Annotated in this window: 14 protein-coding genes and 2 rRNA genes; all 16 read right to left on the bottom strand. The window is 56.5% G+C overall.

Translation table 11 applies throughout. The annotated features are described in order from the left end of the window. Positions 1–4: 4 nt before the first annotated feature. Positions 5–931 carry a pseudouridine synthase gene (locus BJP05_RS05310; RefSeq protein ID WP_070362499.1) on the bottom strand — a complete coding sequence of 309 codons (927 nt, stop codon included), beginning with the start codon at positions 929–931 and terminating at the stop codon, positions 5–7. Positions 932–993: 62 nt separating this feature from the next. Beyond that, positions 994–1,548, bottom strand: a complete 555-nt coding sequence (scpB, locus tag BJP05_RS05315; RefSeq protein WP_070362500.1) for an SMC-Scp complex subunit ScpB — start codon at positions 1,546–1,548, stop codon at positions 994–996. 17 nt (positions 1,549–1,565) lie between these two features. Next, a complete protein-coding gene (locus BJP05_RS05320) occupies positions 1,566–2,384 on the bottom strand; it encodes a ScpA family protein (protein ID WP_070362501.1) in 819 nt (272 codons plus the stop codon). Between the two features lie 11 nt (positions 2,385–2,395). After that, a complete protein-coding gene (locus BJP05_RS05325; RefSeq protein WP_070362502.1) occupies positions 2,396–3,268 on the bottom strand; it encodes a ParA family protein in 873 nt (290 codons plus the stop codon). A 67-nt stretch (positions 3,269–3,335) separates the two neighbouring features. Further along, complete coding sequence (locus BJP05_RS05330) at positions 3,336–4,370, bottom strand: hypothetical protein (protein WP_145945248.1); 1,035 nt, start codon at positions 4,368–4,370, stop codon at positions 3,336–3,338. Positions 4,371–4,420: 50 nt separating this feature from the next. Further along, entirely contained in the window at positions 4,421–5,338 is a 918-nt protein-coding gene (gene xerD / locus BJP05_RS05335; RefSeq protein ID WP_070362504.1) for a site-specific tyrosine recombinase XerD, read from the bottom strand. Continuing rightward, complete coding sequence (locus tag BJP05_RS05340; protein WP_070362505.1) at positions 5,339–5,986, bottom strand: NUDIX hydrolase; 648 nt, start codon at positions 5,984–5,986, stop codon at positions 5,339–5,341. Further along, positions 5,983–6,789 carry a copper transporter gene (locus BJP05_RS05345; RefSeq protein WP_083329555.1) on the bottom strand — a complete coding sequence of 269 codons (807 nt, stop codon included), beginning with the start codon at positions 6,787–6,789 and terminating at the stop codon, positions 5,983–5,985. Before BJP05_RS05345 ends, BJP05_RS05340 begins: the two co-directional genes overlap by 4 nt. Positions 6,790–6,808: 19 nt before the next feature. Then, positions 6,809–7,999 (bottom strand): putative cytokinetic ring protein SteA, encoded by a 1,191-nt coding sequence (steA, locus tag BJP05_RS05350; protein ID WP_070362507.1) that lies wholly within the window; start codon positions 7,997–7,999, stop codon positions 6,809–6,811. A 49-nt stretch (positions 8,000–8,048) separates the two neighbouring features. Next, positions 8,049–9,773, bottom strand: a complete 1,725-nt coding sequence (gene recN / locus BJP05_RS05355; protein WP_070362508.1) for a DNA repair protein RecN — start codon at positions 9,771–9,773, stop codon at positions 8,049–8,051. 6 nt (positions 9,774–9,779) lie between these two features. Further along, on the bottom strand, positions 9,780–10,703 hold the full coding sequence (locus BJP05_RS05360; RefSeq protein ID WP_070362509.1) for an NAD kinase: 924 nt from the start codon (positions 10,701–10,703) through the stop codon (positions 9,780–9,782). Positions 10,704–10,705: 2 nt separating this feature from the next. After that, positions 10,706–11,530 (bottom strand): TlyA family RNA methyltransferase, encoded by an 825-nt coding sequence (locus BJP05_RS05365; RefSeq protein ID WP_070362510.1) that lies wholly within the window; start codon positions 11,528–11,530, stop codon positions 10,706–10,708. 189 nt (positions 11,531–11,719) lie between these two features. Beyond that, a complete protein-coding gene (locus BJP05_RS05370) occupies positions 11,720–12,712 on the bottom strand; it encodes an HAD-IIA family hydrolase (protein ID WP_083433158.1) in 993 nt (330 codons plus the stop codon). Further along, positions 12,712–13,386, bottom strand: a complete 675-nt coding sequence (locus BJP05_RS05375; RefSeq protein WP_240492714.1) for a hypothetical protein — start codon at positions 13,384–13,386, stop codon at positions 12,712–12,714. The genes BJP05_RS05370 and BJP05_RS05375 overlap by 1 nt, the downstream gene beginning before the upstream one ends. Positions 13,387–13,903: 517 nt before the next feature. Further along, positions 13,904–14,022, bottom strand: a 5S ribosomal RNA gene (gene rrf / locus BJP05_RS05380). 165 nt (positions 14,023–14,187) lie between these two features. Next, positions 14,188–17,268: ribosomal RNA gene (locus tag BJP05_RS05385) — 23S ribosomal RNA — on the bottom strand. Between the last annotated feature and the right edge of the window lie 23 nt (positions 17,269–17,291).

A 17,291-nucleotide genomic window follows, 5' to 3' on the forward strand; every position in this document is an offset into this window, starting at 1 on the left:
CCATTTACATCCCCACCGCCTTGAACAGTGATGCCAACTCGGATGAGTTGAGTGCGCGCATCGATCCTGGCTTCATATCGCCGAGCTGCACCGTGTGCACTTTCGTTCGCACCAGACGCTGTACCGGGTAACCAGCTGCTTTCAGCATCCGACGGACAATGTGCTTGCGGCCTTCGTGTAGTTCGACGCGAACAATCGACTGGCCATTGTGCACATCGACGATCTGCACGTAGTCTGCCTTCGCCACACCATCATCGAGCTCAATACCGTCGCGCAACTGCTTAGCATCAGCGGATTTAAACTCGCCGAGTACCGTGGCCAAGTACGTTTTTCGAACTTCGTAGCGCGGGTGCATGAGGCGGTTTGCAAGCTCGCCGTCGTTGGTAAGCAGCAAGAGCCCTTCAGTGTCGGCGTCGAGACGCCCGACATGGAACAGACGCTGACCTGCAGCGACTCTCTCAGCAACGAAGTCACCAACAGAGGCGCGATCATGCTCATCTTGCATGGTTGTGTGTACTCCGCGCGGCTTATTAAACGCGAAATACTCCAAGTCCTCATTTACATTGATGCGTGCACCGTCAACTCGAATCACGTCGACGTTCGGATTCACACGGGTGCCCTGGACGGTAACGATCTTCCCGTTGACCTCAACGCGCCCCTGATCAATCATAATCTCAGAGTGCCGTCGCGACGCGACGCCTGCTTGTGCGAGCACTTTTTGCAGACGGATCCCGTCGGTGTTCTTCTTGCGCTGCTTTGTTTCTTCGTCGTCCCACCAGTTGTCATCGAGTGGGTTCGGAGCCTCATTGGCAGCCTTGGCGCGCTTGTCACGCTTGACATGTTGTTTACGTGCCGGTTTCGCATACGAAGGATAGAACGGCTCGTTCTTTCCTTGTTCCGGTATGCCATCTCGGCGAGCGGGAGGATTCATCTTGAGTCCTTTTCTCTTTGCGAGTTATACAGTTCTTCGAACGACCGCAAGTGTAGCAGCCTTTACCATGCTTCCTCGATATCGTCGATCTCAGGCAACAATGGCGCCAGGTTCGGCAGTCGCTCAAGTGAATCTATGCCCAGCAACTCAAGAAAGAGCTCGGTAGTGACGTAGCGGTGCGCGCCGGTCGACTCGTCTGGATCAACCTCGGCAATGAGCCCTCGCAGCGTCAGCGTTTTCATCACACCATCAACGTTGACGCCGCGTACTCCGGAAACCTGCGTGCGTGTCACCGGCTGGCGATATGCAACCACCGCAAGTGTCTCCATTGCCGCGCGGCTCAGCTTCGTCTGTGCACCATCAAGCAGAAATGCCTCCACGGCGTCTGCGTATTCTGGTCGCGTGTACAGTCGCCACCCCTCAGCTGTCCGCCGAACGTCGATCCCGCTGCCGCGCAGTTCGCATTCCTCGGACCAGTCCTCGAGCTGCTTCTCGACGTCTCCCAGCTCCGCCCCCAGTGCCGACGCTAATGCATCTACCGTGACTGGATTGTCCGCGACCAGCAAAATCGATTCGATACGTGCGCGAAGCTGCGAAACCATTTGGGGAGCATTCATGGTCTGGCATTCTATCGCTATTCCCAGTTGCTTGACGCAACCACAGCAGGATCAACGTTGATTCCTGTCCAGGAAACCTCCAGGCTACCGAGGGCTTCTGGCTGCTCGGTCTCCACCGCGCGAGCCTTGTACAACTCCAACAACGCCAAGAAGCGCCCCACGAGTTCCATGGAGGAACTACAGTCCTTCGTGAGCACCTCAAATGCGACCCACTGCTCCGCACCAAGGAGATGCAGCGCGCTCAGTAGCTTCCCGGCCTGCTCGGGCACCGAAACGCTGACCGCGTGCAAGTGGTCCGTCCGCACTTCCTCCGGTGGGCGGGGCCGAAACACAGCAGCGGCCAACTCCGCAAAGGAATCAAGCGTGTGCCCCAGCTGCACAGGTGGAAGCAACGCAGCAAATCGGTCTTCGATTGAGACCGCACGCGGGTATCTCCGCTTCGCGTTGCGTTGCCAGGCCACGAACTCGTCAGCGACCTGCTGATACGCACGGTACTGGAGGAGACGCGCAAAGAGCAGGTCCCGAGCCTCCAGGAGCTCAAGATCTTCAATCTCTGTGTCTCCGTCGCGCGGAAGTAACCGCGCAGTCTTCAAATCCAGCAGTGTGGAAGCCACAAGAAGAAATTCAGTGACTTCGTCAAGTTGCGCTGCTGCACCCAGCGCACGCGTGTATGCAATAAACTCGTCGGTCACCTCAGCTAGTGCAACTTCGGTCACGTCCAGCTTCTTGGAGTGGATGAGGTGCAGGAGCAGATCAAACGGCCCCTCAAAGTTCTGGAGGGCCAACGTAAAACCGGTGATCTCGGGCTGGACTCCCTCGGTGGCGTCCTCAGACACGGTGCAACAAACTACTTATCAATGCGCTCGAGCAGCTCAAGCGCCAACTGCCGGTACTGCTCTGCGCCTTGGGAGTGCGGCGCCCAAGTAATGATCGGTTCACCGGCAACCGAGGTCTCCGGGAATCGAACCGTTCGGGTAATCACCGTGTCAAAAACTCGCTCGCCGAATACCTCAACGACTCGATCCATCACTTCTCGCGCGTGTGTAGTGCGTCGGTCAAACATCGTGACCAGGATGCCTACGATGTCAAGGTCGAAATTGATGCGGTCTCGCACCTTTTCCACTGTGTCAGTCAACAACGCAAGACCACGGAGCGAAAAGTACTCGCACTCCATCGGAATCATCACGCCCGCCGAACACGCCAGCGCATTGACGGTCAACAGGCCGAGCGAAGGGCCACAGTCGATGATGATGATGTCGTACTCGTTGCGCACAGGGCGGAGCGCACGGGCCAATGTGTGTTCACGGCCGACTTCATTGACCAGTTGAATCTCCGCAGCAGAAAGGTCAATGTTCGCGGGGACAAGGTCCAGCCCCGGCATATTCGAGTGCCGAATGGCCGCGTGGATCGACGCAGTGTTGTCAAAAAGCAAGTCATACACGGTGACTTGCTCTTCATCATGGGACACTCCAAGACCGGCTGAGAGCGCACCCTGCGGGTCGAGGTCAACAAGCAGCACCTTGCGCCCTTGCTCTGCGAGACATGCACCCAGGTTGATTGTCGACGTCGTTTTGCCGACGCCACCCTTCTGATTCACCATCGATAGGATGGTCGCCGGGCCGTGGTGCTCGAGCGGTTCAGGCTGAGGGAACTCGCGGAATGGACGTCCCGTGAGAAACTTCTTTTCTTCAGCAGCGTCAAACAATGCGTTGCCTGCCATTGTCATCCCTTCCGTCCAATGCGCGTCACGTGTAAGCCCTTGACGCAATTATCTTACAATGCCATACCTAGTTATGTGCCTGTCGCCTCTTTCGAATCAGGAACACGATGAGCAGCAAGGCCACCAGTGCCGCAATTCCTGCGATGCCCAGGGCAAGAAGGCCGTCATTCGCCCTCGATTCGTCAAGTGTTTCCGCTTGACTGTCGCCTCCCTGGGTATTTCCATCCTTTAGTGCAGCAGTCGGAGCGTTCTTTGACGTTATCACCGCGATGAACTCCGCCGCCGATCCATCCCGGACAACCTCCATGATGAAGGGGTTATCCGGCGTCTGTCCCTCCGGGTACGTTAATGTCAGCGTGCGCGACGCTACGTCCACGTCACGCTTCACGCCTTCAATGATATTGCCGTCCACGTCTACATAACGAAGTGTGGCGCCTTCCCTATCGGTCTTAGCGTACTTCATCAGCTGTCCGGCCTTACTCAGAGGCACCTTCACCACAATGCTGTTGTCCTCGATGACGCCCTCGAACTCCAAGCGCTTCGCGTTCGTGGTATCCACCTCCTTGGCTGGGACACGGTGGGCCTGTGGCGCAGCGGGCGCGTCGTGCACACGTTGATCTGAGTCTGAACCAGTCTCGGATCCGTGTCCTTCCCTGTTTGAGTCATCAACGCTATCGCCATGTGGCTTGCCAGCACCATCATCGTTTCCAGGCTCCGCAGCGCTCTCAGGTGGAGCATCAACGGTCTCACCACTGCCCACTGCGACGAGATTCACGGTCGCCGAGTATCCCCCAGCGGAGACCGGAACGCTCACCGTTGCACCTGGAGTATCAGGAGCAGTCACGGACACAGAAGTGCCAGATGATACAACGGTCCAGCCACCCGAACTGTAATTGAGATTCAGCGGAACACCGGTGTCGACAGTCGTAGTCTGCCCGGCCTGCACGTGGATCTCGGAGGGGATGGCCTGCTGGATCGCGGCAGGATCAAGCCCCTCCGGCAACTGCGCATACGCGTTCATATCAGCTCCCGAGGTGCTCAGCCCGAGAGCGCATGTAGCAGCAGCGACAGTTGCGAGAACGTGGGGTCGTCGAAAAGCCATGTGGCAAGAATCCTTCCAGTCGTGCATCAGAACATGTCAACCCTACATACCTATGCACGAGGGTGCGTAGCGTGCCAGACTTCCCGAAGGCTTTCCGCAGTAACGTGTGTGTAAATTTGGGTAGTCGTCACAGATGCGTGCCCAAGCAGTTCTTGCACTACTCGTACATCGGCGCCGCCGTCGAGCATGTGTGTTGCAAAAGAATGCCGCAACGTGTGAGGAGAAACATGCTTGGTGATCCCGGCTCGCTCAGCGGCCCGTCTGATGACCGTCCAAGCACTTTGCCGAGACAAGCTGCCGCCGCGTGCGTTCAGAAATAGCGAATGAGAGCGCCCTTTGGCCAGCGCTGGGCGTCCGCGCACCAGATATTTTTCGACGGCCTCCTTCGCCATCGACCCCACCGGCACGATGCGCTGCTTATTGCCTTTGCCTGTCAATGTCAGCACCGCGTGCTGTTCGCCTTCGAGTGCCATGAAGTCATCGACGTAGAGCGCCAGTACTTCCGACACACGCGCCCCCGTGGCGTAGAGCAACTCCAGTAACGCTTTGTCTCGTAACCCAATCGGCTCCTCCGTGGGGCACGAGTCCAGCATCTTGCCGACCTCTTCGATACTTAGCGTATCGGGCAGCTTCTTACCAGGCGAAGGTGGAGCTACTTGGGCTGATTCATCACCTGCAAGTACGCCCTCAAGCACCCCAAACTTGTGTAGTCCGCGGGCAACCACAAGTGCGCGCGCAGCCGAAGATGCCGCCAACGGCGCAGCCCCATCAACTCCACGCCGTAGGTCCGCCAGGTACGCCTCGATGTCTGCAGCGGTCACCTCAGACAAGTTAGCTTTGCCGTTGGCATGCAGCCACGAGGCATACCGTCTAAGGTCCCGACGATAGTTGCTCAATGTGTTTGCTGAAAGACCTCGTTCAACTGCAAGGTGCTCGAGCCAACGCCTAACAAGCTCATTGACGTCCAACTAGATCCTCTTCATATCGGGCGTGACGCCTTGCGCTGTGCGTCGCTCTGCTAGCGATCTTGGCCGCAGGTCAAAGGGCTCGGTTACATCACGCGGCTCTACCTCGCCTTCTAGCACTCGCGCCGCTGCCATCACTCCGGCAATCGCAATCGAGTTCACGATGTCACCGCGAAACACCATCGATTGCGCCTCTTCAATTGGCACCCATTCCAGCACCATATCGGCTTCTTCGAACTCGGCTTCACCACGAGGGGCCTCACGGAGATCCGAAGCCAGGTACACACGCACCGCTTCTTCTGCGAACCCCGGGGACGTCACCAGATCCAGCAACAATGCCCACTTCTCAGCAGCCAAACCAGCTTCCTCGGCCAACTCACGCTGGGCGCACACAAGCGCGTCTTCCTCGCTGACGTCGAGAAGGCCAGCAGGAAGTTCCCACAACCGGCGCCGAACGCTGTGCCGGTACTGGCGGACCATCGCAATCCTTCGTTTGGAATCGACGGCCACCACTGCAACCGCACCGAAGTGCTCTACGATCTCGCGTGCCGCGGAAGCGCCCCCCGGCATCGAAACAATATCTTTGCGCACCGCGATAATCGGTGCATCCAGCAGCAGCTCCGACTGTTGAACTTCAAACTCGTGCATCATTCGACCGCCAATTCTTCCGCAAGCGAAAGCACCGCCGACACCCTGCCTGCTTCTGTATCAACAAACCCACCGTCTTCATCTGGCGCCGCATACACTGCCGCAGCTAAGTCATTGAGCTCCGCGGTCATGTCTGTCAACAGTTGTGTCCCGAAAGAACGCTCCCCGCCGGTATCACCGGCGCCGATCACAACAATCGCATCAGCAGGCGCTGAAACATCTGTGTCGTCTATGAAACCGCCTCCATGCAGCGCCTCTATAACGAAATTACGATCAGATTCCGGAGCCACCGGTTCACCAGTCGCTGGATCCTTGAGCAGAACGCTCCCCAGCGACTGGCCAGCATGTGTGCCAGGCGCGCGTCGATCAACGGAAAGCTGCGCTCCTGCCGGCAGGGTGTTCGCGATGATCGTACTCAATGCATCAGCCGACTCCTGCTGGGTAAACTTCTCGCCCAACGTAATCTGGCCCGCTTCTGATGCCCCTGCGGTGCGAAGCAGCCACGTTACAGCATCGACATCTTCCGCTGACGCATCGTGTGTGCGAAGCACCATCACTGACTTACCATCCAGCGTGTTCGCAACAAGCTCGGCCGAATGCTGAGCTATCACTGCATCGGAAAACTCAAATTTTGTCCCCTGCGAGGCGTCAGCCGACTGTTGCGACTCGCCTAACTGCGACGACGTTGAAAAATCAAGCGTGCCCATTGCTGGCGCAATCACCAGCATTCCTGCTGCGACACCAAGTGCAATGCCCCAGCCCAGACCTGCTGCAACATAACCTGCCGAACTACTTCCTGAAGACATCAAAACCACCTACTCCCTATTAGCTCCACAGACTCTGCAGCTGTGTAACTATCGTGTTCCACGTATCCACCAGGTTCGTGCTAAACGGCCCACTCCCGCCAAGCCCGACGATGAGTACAATCGTCGCCGCAGCAACAAGCAATCCCAAAATTGCCCACGCCCAGGCGACTCCCCGACCAGTCGTCAGATTGTACAAATCAGCTATCACTGTGGAATCCACCAGTTTTTGGCCCGCTTTCAAACGAGTGAGCAGTGCTGCCGGCGAGCTTTCGTCTGATTCGGTAAAGATACGGTCCAGGTTCACGGGCTGCTCAACCATCACGATCATTTCTGCATCGTGGAACACGCTCAGTAACACCGCCAGGTCTGTTGCAGATTCGGTCGCGGCGGGAAACGTCATCGCACCTACTCCAAGATCCTGGATGCGCTCCAGACCAGGCGCGTAGCCGTCGGGGTCCGCTGGCAAAATCACCCGCGCGTCGCTTCGCAAGTTTTCTTCAGCCACGTCGCCCGGGTCGCCCACGATGAAGTCGGGAGCGTAGCCCATCTCCGCCAAGGTGTTCGTCGCCTTGCCTACACCAATCAGCACAGGTGTGAACTCACGGATAAAATTGCGCAACGATTCTATGCGCTCTCGAAGATCTGGGCACGGGCTCGCGATAATAACTTTTCGGTCCGCAATCACGTCACCTAACTCAGGCGCGCCAACACCATCGATAAGCAGCGGCGATTCGGAGTGAATAAATTCAATCGTGTTTCCGAAGTACGCCTCCATGTGATCTACGAGGTGACGCTGTGCTTCAATAAACGTCGCGTCAACATCAGCGCGCATCACTGGTGACGCAGAACCGACTTCCTTGCGCCCAACCTTGATCTCCCCCGAAGCCGTTACGGATGTCTTCTTGCCATCGCGTATCGACGCCCGCATCTCCGCACCGGCAGCTTCAAACAGTGGAATGCCGGCGTCGAGAAGCAAGTGCGGGCCGTAATTAGGCACAGCCCCAGTACTAAACCGTGCAATATTAACAACCGCCGCCGGTGCCGCGTTGATCAACATCTCAGCTTCCCTACGGCTGATATCTGGAGCATCAACGAAGGCAATATCCCCAGAACGAAGACGGCCGCGCCCCTTGCCTTGCGGCGTGCAATCACGCAGCGGTCCCTGCAACGGCGCGCTAGTCGATTCAGAAGTTCCAGAAGTTTCAGTCATATGTTGAATTCTGCCTGCATCGCCCGCCAAGTACTGCTAGGCGCGCGGGCTATCGACGAAACTCTTTTGTTTCGCGCTGTGCCTGCTCCAGTAGCTCCGCCGCGTGCGCCTTTCCTGTTTCCGAGTTCGCCATCCCAGCCATCATGCGAGCCAGTTCCTCCACACGCTCGGCATCGTCGAGCACAAGCACACCTGATGTCACGGTTTCATCGCCAACGTTCTTCGCAACGTGTAAGTGTCTGTCCGCGTAAGCCGCAACCTGTGGCAGGTGCGTCACCACAATTACCTGATTGTTTACTGCGAGCCGTGCAAGGCGACGCCCAATCTCCACCGCAGCCTGACCACCGACACCAGCATCAACCTCATCAAAGACGAATGTCGCACCGTGCGTTGACCCGGCAAGGATCACTTCAATCGCGAGCATGACGCGTGAAAGCTCACCTCCTGACGCGCTGGTTGCCAATGGCTTCGGCTCTGACGCAGCGTTAGGCGACAGACAAATCTCGACAGCATCAGCGCCATCACGGCCGTAGTCTGCCCCCTCAACGCGGACGCTCAGCACAGCCTTAGGCATCGCCAGCCCATGCAACTCCTGTGTCACTGCCTCAGAGAACCGTCGTGCAGCATCGCGACGAATGCCCGTCAACTCCTCAGCGTGCTGCTTCATCTCGGTCGCAGCGTCATCAACCCGCAGTTGAAGCTCCGCGAGGGCCTCATCCGACGTATCAATTGACGCCAACCGTTGCTGCGCCTCGTCCCTCCAACGCAGCACACCATCAATGTCCGACGCGTACTTTCGGGTCAGCACCTTTAACGACTGTTGCCTCTGAAGCATGTTCTCGAGCGCATGCGGATCCGCATCCAACGAAAACAAATACGTTCCAAGTTCCGAAGACACATCCGAAAGCACAGTGGCGGCTTCTTCTAGTCGACGCCCCAGCTCCTGCAGCTGCGTATCAGTGGATGCACCAAGTGCACTCGCAGCCTGCCCTACCAAATCTGAAGCGGCGGACGCCTCGTCATACTCACCAACCGCCTCAGCGCCATCGATTGCAACCATCGCCTCTTGAACCGCGGAGCGCAATCCATCAACATCTTGCAGGCGCTGAATCGCAGAGACGAGCTCAGCGTCTTCACCTGGCTCGGGTGCGACCTCGTCGATCTCGTTGACAGCAAACAGGAGACGGTCCTGTTCCATCGCTAATTCTCGACGCCGCTTTGTCCGCTCCTCTAAATCTCTCTTCGCAACGCGCCAGCGCTTCCGCGCTTCCTGATACGCACGGAGAACCTTTGAAGCAGCAGGATCGAAGCGGTCCAACGCATGTAGTTGCTGTTCTGGCGACATCAAACGTAGCTGATCGTTCTGGCCATGAATCGTAAGCAGGTGCGAGGAGACTTCGCTGAGTGTCGCAGCCGGTACCGCCCGGCCACCAAAGTGTGCCTTCGACCTGCCTGTCGATTTTACGGAACGGACTACGACGTACTCACCGTTTTCATCGAGGACCGCGCCAGCGTCCGCCGCGATCTTCGCAATAGCCTCGCGACTGTCCTCGTGGATTCCTGTTACCGCGAACGCGCCCTCCACCACCGCTTCCGGCGCTCCCGTCCGAACACGAGAAGCATCAGCACGACCACCAGTCAACAGCCGCAAACCCGTGACCACCATCGTCTTACCGGCGCCAGTTTCACCCGTAAGGACTGTCAAACCTTCCGAGAGCTCCGCGCTAGCGTGAGGGATCACACCAAGGTTCCTGATAGCAATTTCCGACAGCACGCCGATCTACCTCTCTTTGTCTGGGCCACGCCACCCAGATACCGGAAGCTGAAACTTCTCCACTAGGAGGTCGGTAAACGGACGCTCATCAAGCCGAACCCAGCGCACCGGGCGGCGACCACGCGTCACTTCGACCCGTGCACCTGGCGGCATCATAATCCTTCGAACCCCATCCATCACGACAACAGCGGAGCTGGTCGTCGAAAAGGACTCAACCGCTACCGTCGACAACGGTGAAACAACCATTGGCTTCGCGAAGAGGGCGTGCGCATTATTCGGAACCACCAAGATGGCATCGAGCTCAGGCCACATCACCGGACCACCGGCCGAAAAAGCATACGCGGTTGATCCAGTAGGCGTAGATACCAGCACACCATCACAACCGAACGAAGATACCGGCCTGTAATCAATCTCCAGAAACGCATCAAGCACTCTTGTACGATCCGAGTTCTCAATGCTGCATTCATTCAGCGCCCAACTTTCGCCAAGCACTTCACCCGTCGCATCCAAAACCCGCACGTCAAGTGTCATGCGGTCTTCAACCCGATATGAGCGCGCTATCACCGAGGACAGCACATCTTCCAGGCTTTCCGCTTCGGACTCTGCCAAGAATCCCACATGGCCGAGATTCACCCCGAGCACTGGAATGTCCTGAAGGTGCGCAAAGTTTGCTGCGCGTAAAAACGTTCCATCGCCTCCAAGCACAAATACAAGCTCGCAGCCTCGGCCAGCCTCGGCCCCTGGGCTTACGTGCTCGAGCTTCTGCAATACTGGATCCTCTTCAGCGGGACTTGATTCCCCCGCAGAAAGCAACTGCACCTCAATGCCAGCCTGCTGCAGCATCCGGGCAGAATTCGCTGCAGCCTCAATATTGTCGGGCCTGTAAAAATGGGGCACCAACAAAATGCGTCGCCGATCATCTACAGACATATCTACGCTGGCCCTTCCTGCACCGCCTGTGCTGCCATCTCTTCGACGGCCTCGACAGATTGTTCCTGCGCATTTGCTGTCTTACGCAGCCACAGAAAGTATTCTACGTTACCACTCGGACCTGGCAACGGAGATGCAACCATTGATTTCACCTCAAGCCCCAGCGACTGTGCGAACAATGCGACGTCTACCACTGCTTCTCGACGCAGCTCTGCCGAACGAACGACACCCCCGTGACCAACGCGGTCTTTACCAACCTCAAACTGTGGTTTCACCATCGGCAGAAGATCCGCCTCGTCCTCAAGCGCTGCTACCAGCGCAGGAAGCACAAGCTTCAAAGAGATAAACGATAAATCACCCACCATGCAGTTGGCCGGCTCGCTCAGCATGTCGGCAGTCAACGACCGTATATTCACACGGTCCATCACCGTCACACGCGGATCGTTCTGCAGGCGCCAAAGTAATTGCCCGTAACCGACATCAACCGCAAAGACCCGGCGGACACCTCTTCGTAGCAAAACGTCAGTGAATCCCCCCGTTGACGCTCCCGCGTCAATCACCGTCCTATCCTTGACCGTAAACCCAAGCTTTTCGAAGTGCTCTAGTGCCCCCAGAAGTTTGTGCGCGCCACGGGAAGCCCAGTCATCGGTGTTATCAACATCGACCTTGATGGAAACATCGGGTTCGACAACTGTAGCTGGCTTTTTGGCAGGAAAGCCTCCGACCTCAACGCGTCCTTCAATAATCCATGTCCGGGCCTGCTCCCGTGAACGAGCGATCTTTCGTCGAACAAGTTCTGCGTCAAGGCGTCGCCGACCAGGTGCCACCCGTACTCCTCTCCTACGGCGATGCTCAGTCTTTTAGCGCTTCTGCTAAAACGTCATGAGCCTCAGCCAACTGTTCAAGTTCATCCCTTATCGTAGACGGCACCCGCGCCAGCACACTATCTACCTTCGAACGCAATTCTTCCGGTGAAATGCCGACTCGCCTTGGATCGTGGGGTTTCGGGGCGTGCCCTACCACCACGACTCCACAGCCTTCTGCGCCCACTGCGATACCGGCTCAACCACTCGTACTTCGGCCTCTGCAGACCACGCAACAGCCAGAGCCGTTCGCAAGGCCTCCGTAGGCGAAGAAGATGCAGCACCACCGTTAAGCAGGAGCGTATCTCCTTGCAGCTTCGCCACGAAACCGCCCTGTGCTCCCGGCCGCAAGCTCTCCGCATCTGCCAAGAGGCTACGCAAGTCATCACCAATATATGTCGGGCGCTCCACCGGCTTAGCCGCCAACAAAGCATAAGGACCAGACACACCTGTAAGTACCTGCAACGTATCCATCCCCGCACGATTTCCACCGGCAATATCGGTATCTAAACGGTCACCGACCGCCAACGCTCGCGTAGCACCCGACAGCTTCACAGCCTGATGGAACATAGCCGGTTCTGGCTTTCCGGCCGCCTCTGGGACAACGCCGGTTGCTGACGTCACCGCCGCCACCATCGAGCCGTTACCGACCATAAGCCCCCGCTCCATCGGCAAGGAAGTATCAAGGTTTGAAGCCAAGTAGACCGCCCCGTTGTGAATCGCCAACGCTGCTTCAGACAGCTCACGCCACCCAGTTTCCGGGCAGTGCCCTTGTAACACCGCAACTGGTGCGTCGTCAGCACTAGAGACTACGCGATAACCGGCCCCAGAAACCAAGTCTTTGAACGACTGCGCACCAAGAACAAGGATGGGATCATCCTCTTTCAACAGGGGTCGCGCTAGCTCCAAAGCTGCCTCTGCTGAGGTAATAATCTCCTCACTCGAGCACTCTAGCCCAATATCACCAAGCATTTCGGCGACGAGGGCCGAAGGCCGGGATGCATTATTCGTGATGTAGAAAGGTGTCACACCACATTCGATGATGCTGGAAACCGCATTGTCTAACGCGCGGCCGCCCTCCCAAACCGTGCCGTCTAAGTCAAAGAGCAACACGTCATATTGATGAGCAAGAGAACCCAAAGCCACTACTCCGTCTCTTCCAAACGCTGCTTCGCATCCGTCAACATCTCCGGATCCAACTCAATAACATGCTTGAACCAGTCAGCCGCTTCAGCCTTTCGGCCAGCAGCCAGCAATGCGTCGGCGTAGGCGTAAGACAAACGCATTGCAGAGACGTCCCGCTCGTCCTTGTTCGGACGTACACGTTCCAACGTCGCAATCGCAGAATCAACCTGGCCCAGATCGCGACGCGCACCAGAAAGAACGATGGCAAGCTCAATACGTCCCTCACGATCGAGGTCTCGCGCCTCAGGACTCCGACCAAGCTCCAACGCCTTCTCGGGACGACCAAGTCCGCGTTCAGCATCAGCCATCACAGCCAAAAGCCCAGGGCCGCCACTCATGCGCCGGGCAGCTCGCAGCTCAGAAAGTGCCTCTTTCCACTCACCTGCGTGGTAAGCGATTACACCATTCGTTTCACGAACAACCCCAACACGTCCGGCACGATTCTTTGCTGCCCTAGCATGCCGCAAGGCAAGCGCCGGGTCGTCGTCGAGCAGCTCTGCAGCCATAATCATGTGCTTCGCGACGCGAGTTGCGTTGTCATGTGACAACACCTTCAAATCTTGCAGCACGGACGGGTCGAGAACACTGATGTCAAGATCGGAAGGCAGGTCGGGTTCAGAAAGCTTTTGAGCCATCCTATCCTCGCGGTAGCCCTGCCGACGAGGCTGCGAGCGATTGTGACGATTGTTGAATTTGCGTTCTTCATCGCCGCCAGGACGAGCGTTTCTGCTCCTACCACGGCCGTCACCGCTGCGATCATTGCGACGATCCCTACTGTCGTCGCGCCGACCTTTCCGGCCCCCATTGCTTGGCCGCCCGTTCCGCCCCTTGGAGGAAGAAGAACCGTGGTTGCGACGTGGTCTCTCGTTAGAGCGATCGGACATGAAACACCTTTCTATTGGAACAAGTCATTATAAACAGGAATGTCCGAAAATAAGAACTTATTGTGCACCTGTTGAAACAAATTCCCAATCATCCGGTCAGTCAGACTTGCACCTCTGAGTCTACAAACAAGGAGCGCTGGCGTCATCAGACTTCGTAAAGACGGCCCTCGTTGTTTGTTGTGGGTGCACAAAAAAGAGTGTGGTGGGTACCACCACCCCCCACAACGGGAATAATGGAACCCACCACACACAGGAAAATGAAGTTATAGGCCGGCGGTAACCTACTCTCCCACACCCTCCCAGGTGCAGTACCATCAGCGCGGGCGGGCTTAGCTAACCGGGTTCGGAAAGGGACCGGGCGTTTCCCCGCCGCCATCAACCACCGACACGACCAAAATCGTGCCAACACAATACTGTTGATAACAACGACAATATTCACATATCAGCACAGGCATGTCATGCCAGACACTGCACAGTGGACGCAAACACTTAACTCTTCTTCGCGGAAGAACACTCATTAATTTGACCATAAACAACACCAACATGTGTGTGCTTTGTTTTAGTCTCGGTGTAATTAGTACCAGTCACCTTACACACCTCACAGTGCTACCAGATCCGGCCTATCAACCCCATCATCTCTAGGGAACCTCAAACGAAACCTCATCTCAAAACAGGCTTCCCGCTTAGATGCTTTCAGCGGTTATCCCTCCCGTACGTAGCCAACCAGCCCTGCTCCTGGCGGAACAACTGGCACACCAGAGGTACGTCCGTCCCGGTCCTCTCGTACTAGGGACAGCCTTCTTCAAGTTTCAACGCGCGCGGCGGATAGAGACCGAACTGTCTCACGACGTTCTGAACCCAGCTCGCGTGCCGCTTTAATGGGCGAACAGCCCAACCCTTGGGACCTACTCCAGCCCCAGGATGCGACGAGCCGACATCGAGGTGCCAAACCATCCCGTCGATATGGACTCTTGGGGAAGATCAGCCTGTTATCCCCGGGGTACCTTTTATCCGTTGAGCGACACCACATCCACAAGTAGGTGCCGGATCACTAGTCCCGACTTTCGTCCCTGCTCGACTTGTAAGTCTCACAGTCAAGCTCCCTTGTGCACTTACACTCACCACCTGATTGCCAACCAGGCTGAGGGAACCTTTGGGCGCCTCCGTTACATTTTGGGAGGCAACCGCCCCAGTTAAACTACCCACCAGGCACTGTCCCCAACCCAGATCATGGGCCAAGGTTAGACATCCACTACGGTCAGAGTGGTATTTCAACAACGACTCCACAATCACTAGCGTGACCACTTCACAGTCTCCCACCTATCCTACACAAACCGCACCGAATACCAATACCAAGCTATAGTGAAGGTCCCGGGGTCTTTTCGTCCTGCCGCGCGAAACGAGCATCTTTACTCGTACTGCAATTTCACCGGGCCTGTGGTTGAGACAGCAGGGGAGTCGTTACGCCATTCGTGCAGGTCGGAACTTACCCGACAAGGAATTTCGCTACCTTAGGATGGTTATAGTTACCACCGCCGTTTACTGGGGCTTAAATTCTCCGCTTCGGACTTACGTCCTAACAGGTCCTCTTAACCTTCCAGCACCGGGCAGGCGTCAGTCCGTATACATCAACTTAACCGTCTTCGCACGGACCTGTGTTTTTGATAAACAGTCGCTCCCCTCTATTCTCTGCGACCCCCACCAGCAACACACCGAAAAAGGCATGCAACCAGCAAGGGCCCCCCTTCTCCCGAAGTTACGGGGGCAATTTGCCGAATTCCTTAACCACAGTTCACCCGACCGCTTTAGTATTCTCTACCTGACCACCTGTGTCGGTTTCGGGTACGGGCCATACACACACATCGCTAGAGGCTTTTCTCGACAGCAAAGGATCACCACCATCACCCAACAATTGGGCTACGCATCACGCCTCACACAAAATATCGACCGCATTTCACAAGTCGACGTGCCACACGCTTACACCAAGATATCCAACACTTGGCGCGGCTACCTGACTGCGTCACCCCATCACTGAACTACCACGGATCAGGCCCCACGCATCACCAACAACCACACACCCAAAAGGATGCGCATGTTGCCAGTTCAGGGTGGTTAGTATCACCGCTTCACTCTTTGTCGCATGCATACGGGTACGGGAATATCAACCCGTTGACCATCGACTACGCCTGTCGGCCTCGCCTTAGGACCCGACTCACCCTGGGAAGACGAACTTGACCCAGGAACCCTTAGTCATCCAGCGGATACGATTCTCACGTATCTCTCGTTACTCATGCCTGCATTCTCACTCGCACACAGTCCACCACCCCTTACAGTATGGCTTCACCCCATGCACGACGCTCCCCTACCCATAGTAAAAACTATGCCGCGGCTTCGGCGGTGTACTTGAGCCCCACTACATTGTCGGCGCAGAACCACTCGACCAGTGAGCTATTACGCACTCTTTCAAGGATGGCTGCTTCTAAGCCAACCTCCTGGCTGTCTTCGCGATCCCACATCCTTTTCCACTTAGTACACCCTTAGGGGCCTTAACCGGCGATCTGGGCTGTTTCCCTCTCGACTATGAAGCTTATCCCCCACAGTCTCACTGCTATAGAACACTTAACCGGCATTCGGAGTTTGGCTGATGTTGCTAAGATGATAGTCCCGCTCAACCAACCAGTAGCTCTACCTCCGGCAAACTACTATAACGCTGCACCTAAATGCATTTCGGGGAGAACCAGCTATCACGGAGTTTGATTGGCCTTTCACCCCTACCCACAACTCATCCCCTCAGTTTTCAACCTAAGTGGGTTCGCGCCTCCACAACCTCTTACAGCTGCTTCACACTGGCCATGGGTAGATCACCCCGCTTCGGGTCCAGGACATGCCACTAAACAACACCCAATTAGGATTCGCTTTCGCTACGACTACCCCACACGGGTTAACCTCGCGACATGCCGCTGACTCGCAGGCTCATTCTTCAAAAGGCACGCCATCACACACACGCGGTGCTCTGACGGATTGTAAGCGCACGGTTTCAGGAACTCTTTCACTCCCCTCCCGGGGTACTTTTCACCATTCCCTCACGGTACTATCCACTATCGGTCACACTTAGTATTTAGGCTTACCGGGTGGTCCCGGCAGATTCACAGCAGATTCCACGAGCCCACTGCTACTCGGGCAAACAATCACCACAACACGACACGCCTTCACGTACAGGGGCTCTCACCCTCTCCGGCACACCATCCCAGGTGACTTCCGCTAACACGCCGCATCATGAGGGTACATGGCAGCATACCCACAATCATCGCCCACAACACCACACGCGCAACCCCTGCCAGGTATCACACACGCATGGTTTAGCCTCATCCACGTTCGCTCGCCACTACTAGCAGAATCACAATTGTTTTCTTCTCCTACGGGTACTGAGATGTTTCACTTCCCCGCGTAACCCCCACACAGACTATACATTCATCTGCAGGTAACACTCCATAACAAGTGCCAGGTTTCCCCATTCGGACATCCTCGGATCAACGCTTTGTTGGCAACTCCCCGAGGCATAACGCAGCCTCACACGTCCTTCATCGGCTAAGCATGCCAAGGCATCCACCGTACGCCCTTGTAACAAAACAAAAACACACAACAAACAAACAACA

Source organism: Corynebacterium sp. NML98-0116 (assembly GCF_001767255.1).
Lineage (GTDB): Bacteria > Actinomycetota > Actinomycetes > Mycobacteriales > Mycobacteriaceae > Corynebacterium > Corynebacterium pseudogenitalium.

Excerpts from the sequence above, each read along its gene's own strand:
- BJP05_RS05330 (WP_145945248.1), bottom strand. The coding sequence starts at position 4,370 with ATGGCTTTTCGACGACCCCACGTTCTCGCAACTGTCGCTGCTGCTACA.
- BJP05_RS05325 (WP_070362502.1), bottom strand. The coding sequence starts at position 3,268 with ATGGCAGGCAACGCATTGTTTGACGCTGCTGAAGAAAAGAAGTTTCTC.
- steA (WP_070362507.1), bottom strand. The coding sequence starts at position 7,999 with ATGACTGAAACTTCTGGAACTTCTGAATCGACTAGCGCGCCGTTGCAG.
- BJP05_RS05375 (WP_240492714.1), bottom strand. The coding sequence starts at position 13,386 with ATGGCTCAAAAGCTTTCTGAACCCGACCTGCCTTCCGATCTTGACATC.
- scpB (WP_070362500.1), bottom strand. The coding sequence starts at position 1,548 with ATGAATGCTCCCCAAATGGTTTCGCAGCTTCGCGCACGTATCGAATCG.
- BJP05_RS05340 (WP_070362505.1), bottom strand. The coding sequence starts at position 5,986 with ATGATGCACGAGTTTGAAGTTCAACAGTCGGAGCTGCTGCTGGATGCA.
- BJP05_RS05360 (WP_070362509.1), bottom strand. The coding sequence starts at position 10,703 with ATGTCTGTAGATGATCGGCGACGCATTTTGTTGGTGCCCCATTTTTAC.
- BJP05_RS05345 (WP_083329555.1), bottom strand. The coding sequence starts at position 6,789 with ATGTCTTCAGGAAGTAGTTCGGCAGGTTATGTTGCAGCAGGTCTGGGC.
- BJP05_RS05310 (WP_070362499.1), bottom strand. The coding sequence starts at position 931 with ATGAATCCTCCCGCTCGCCGAGATGGCATACCGGAACAAGGAAAGAAC.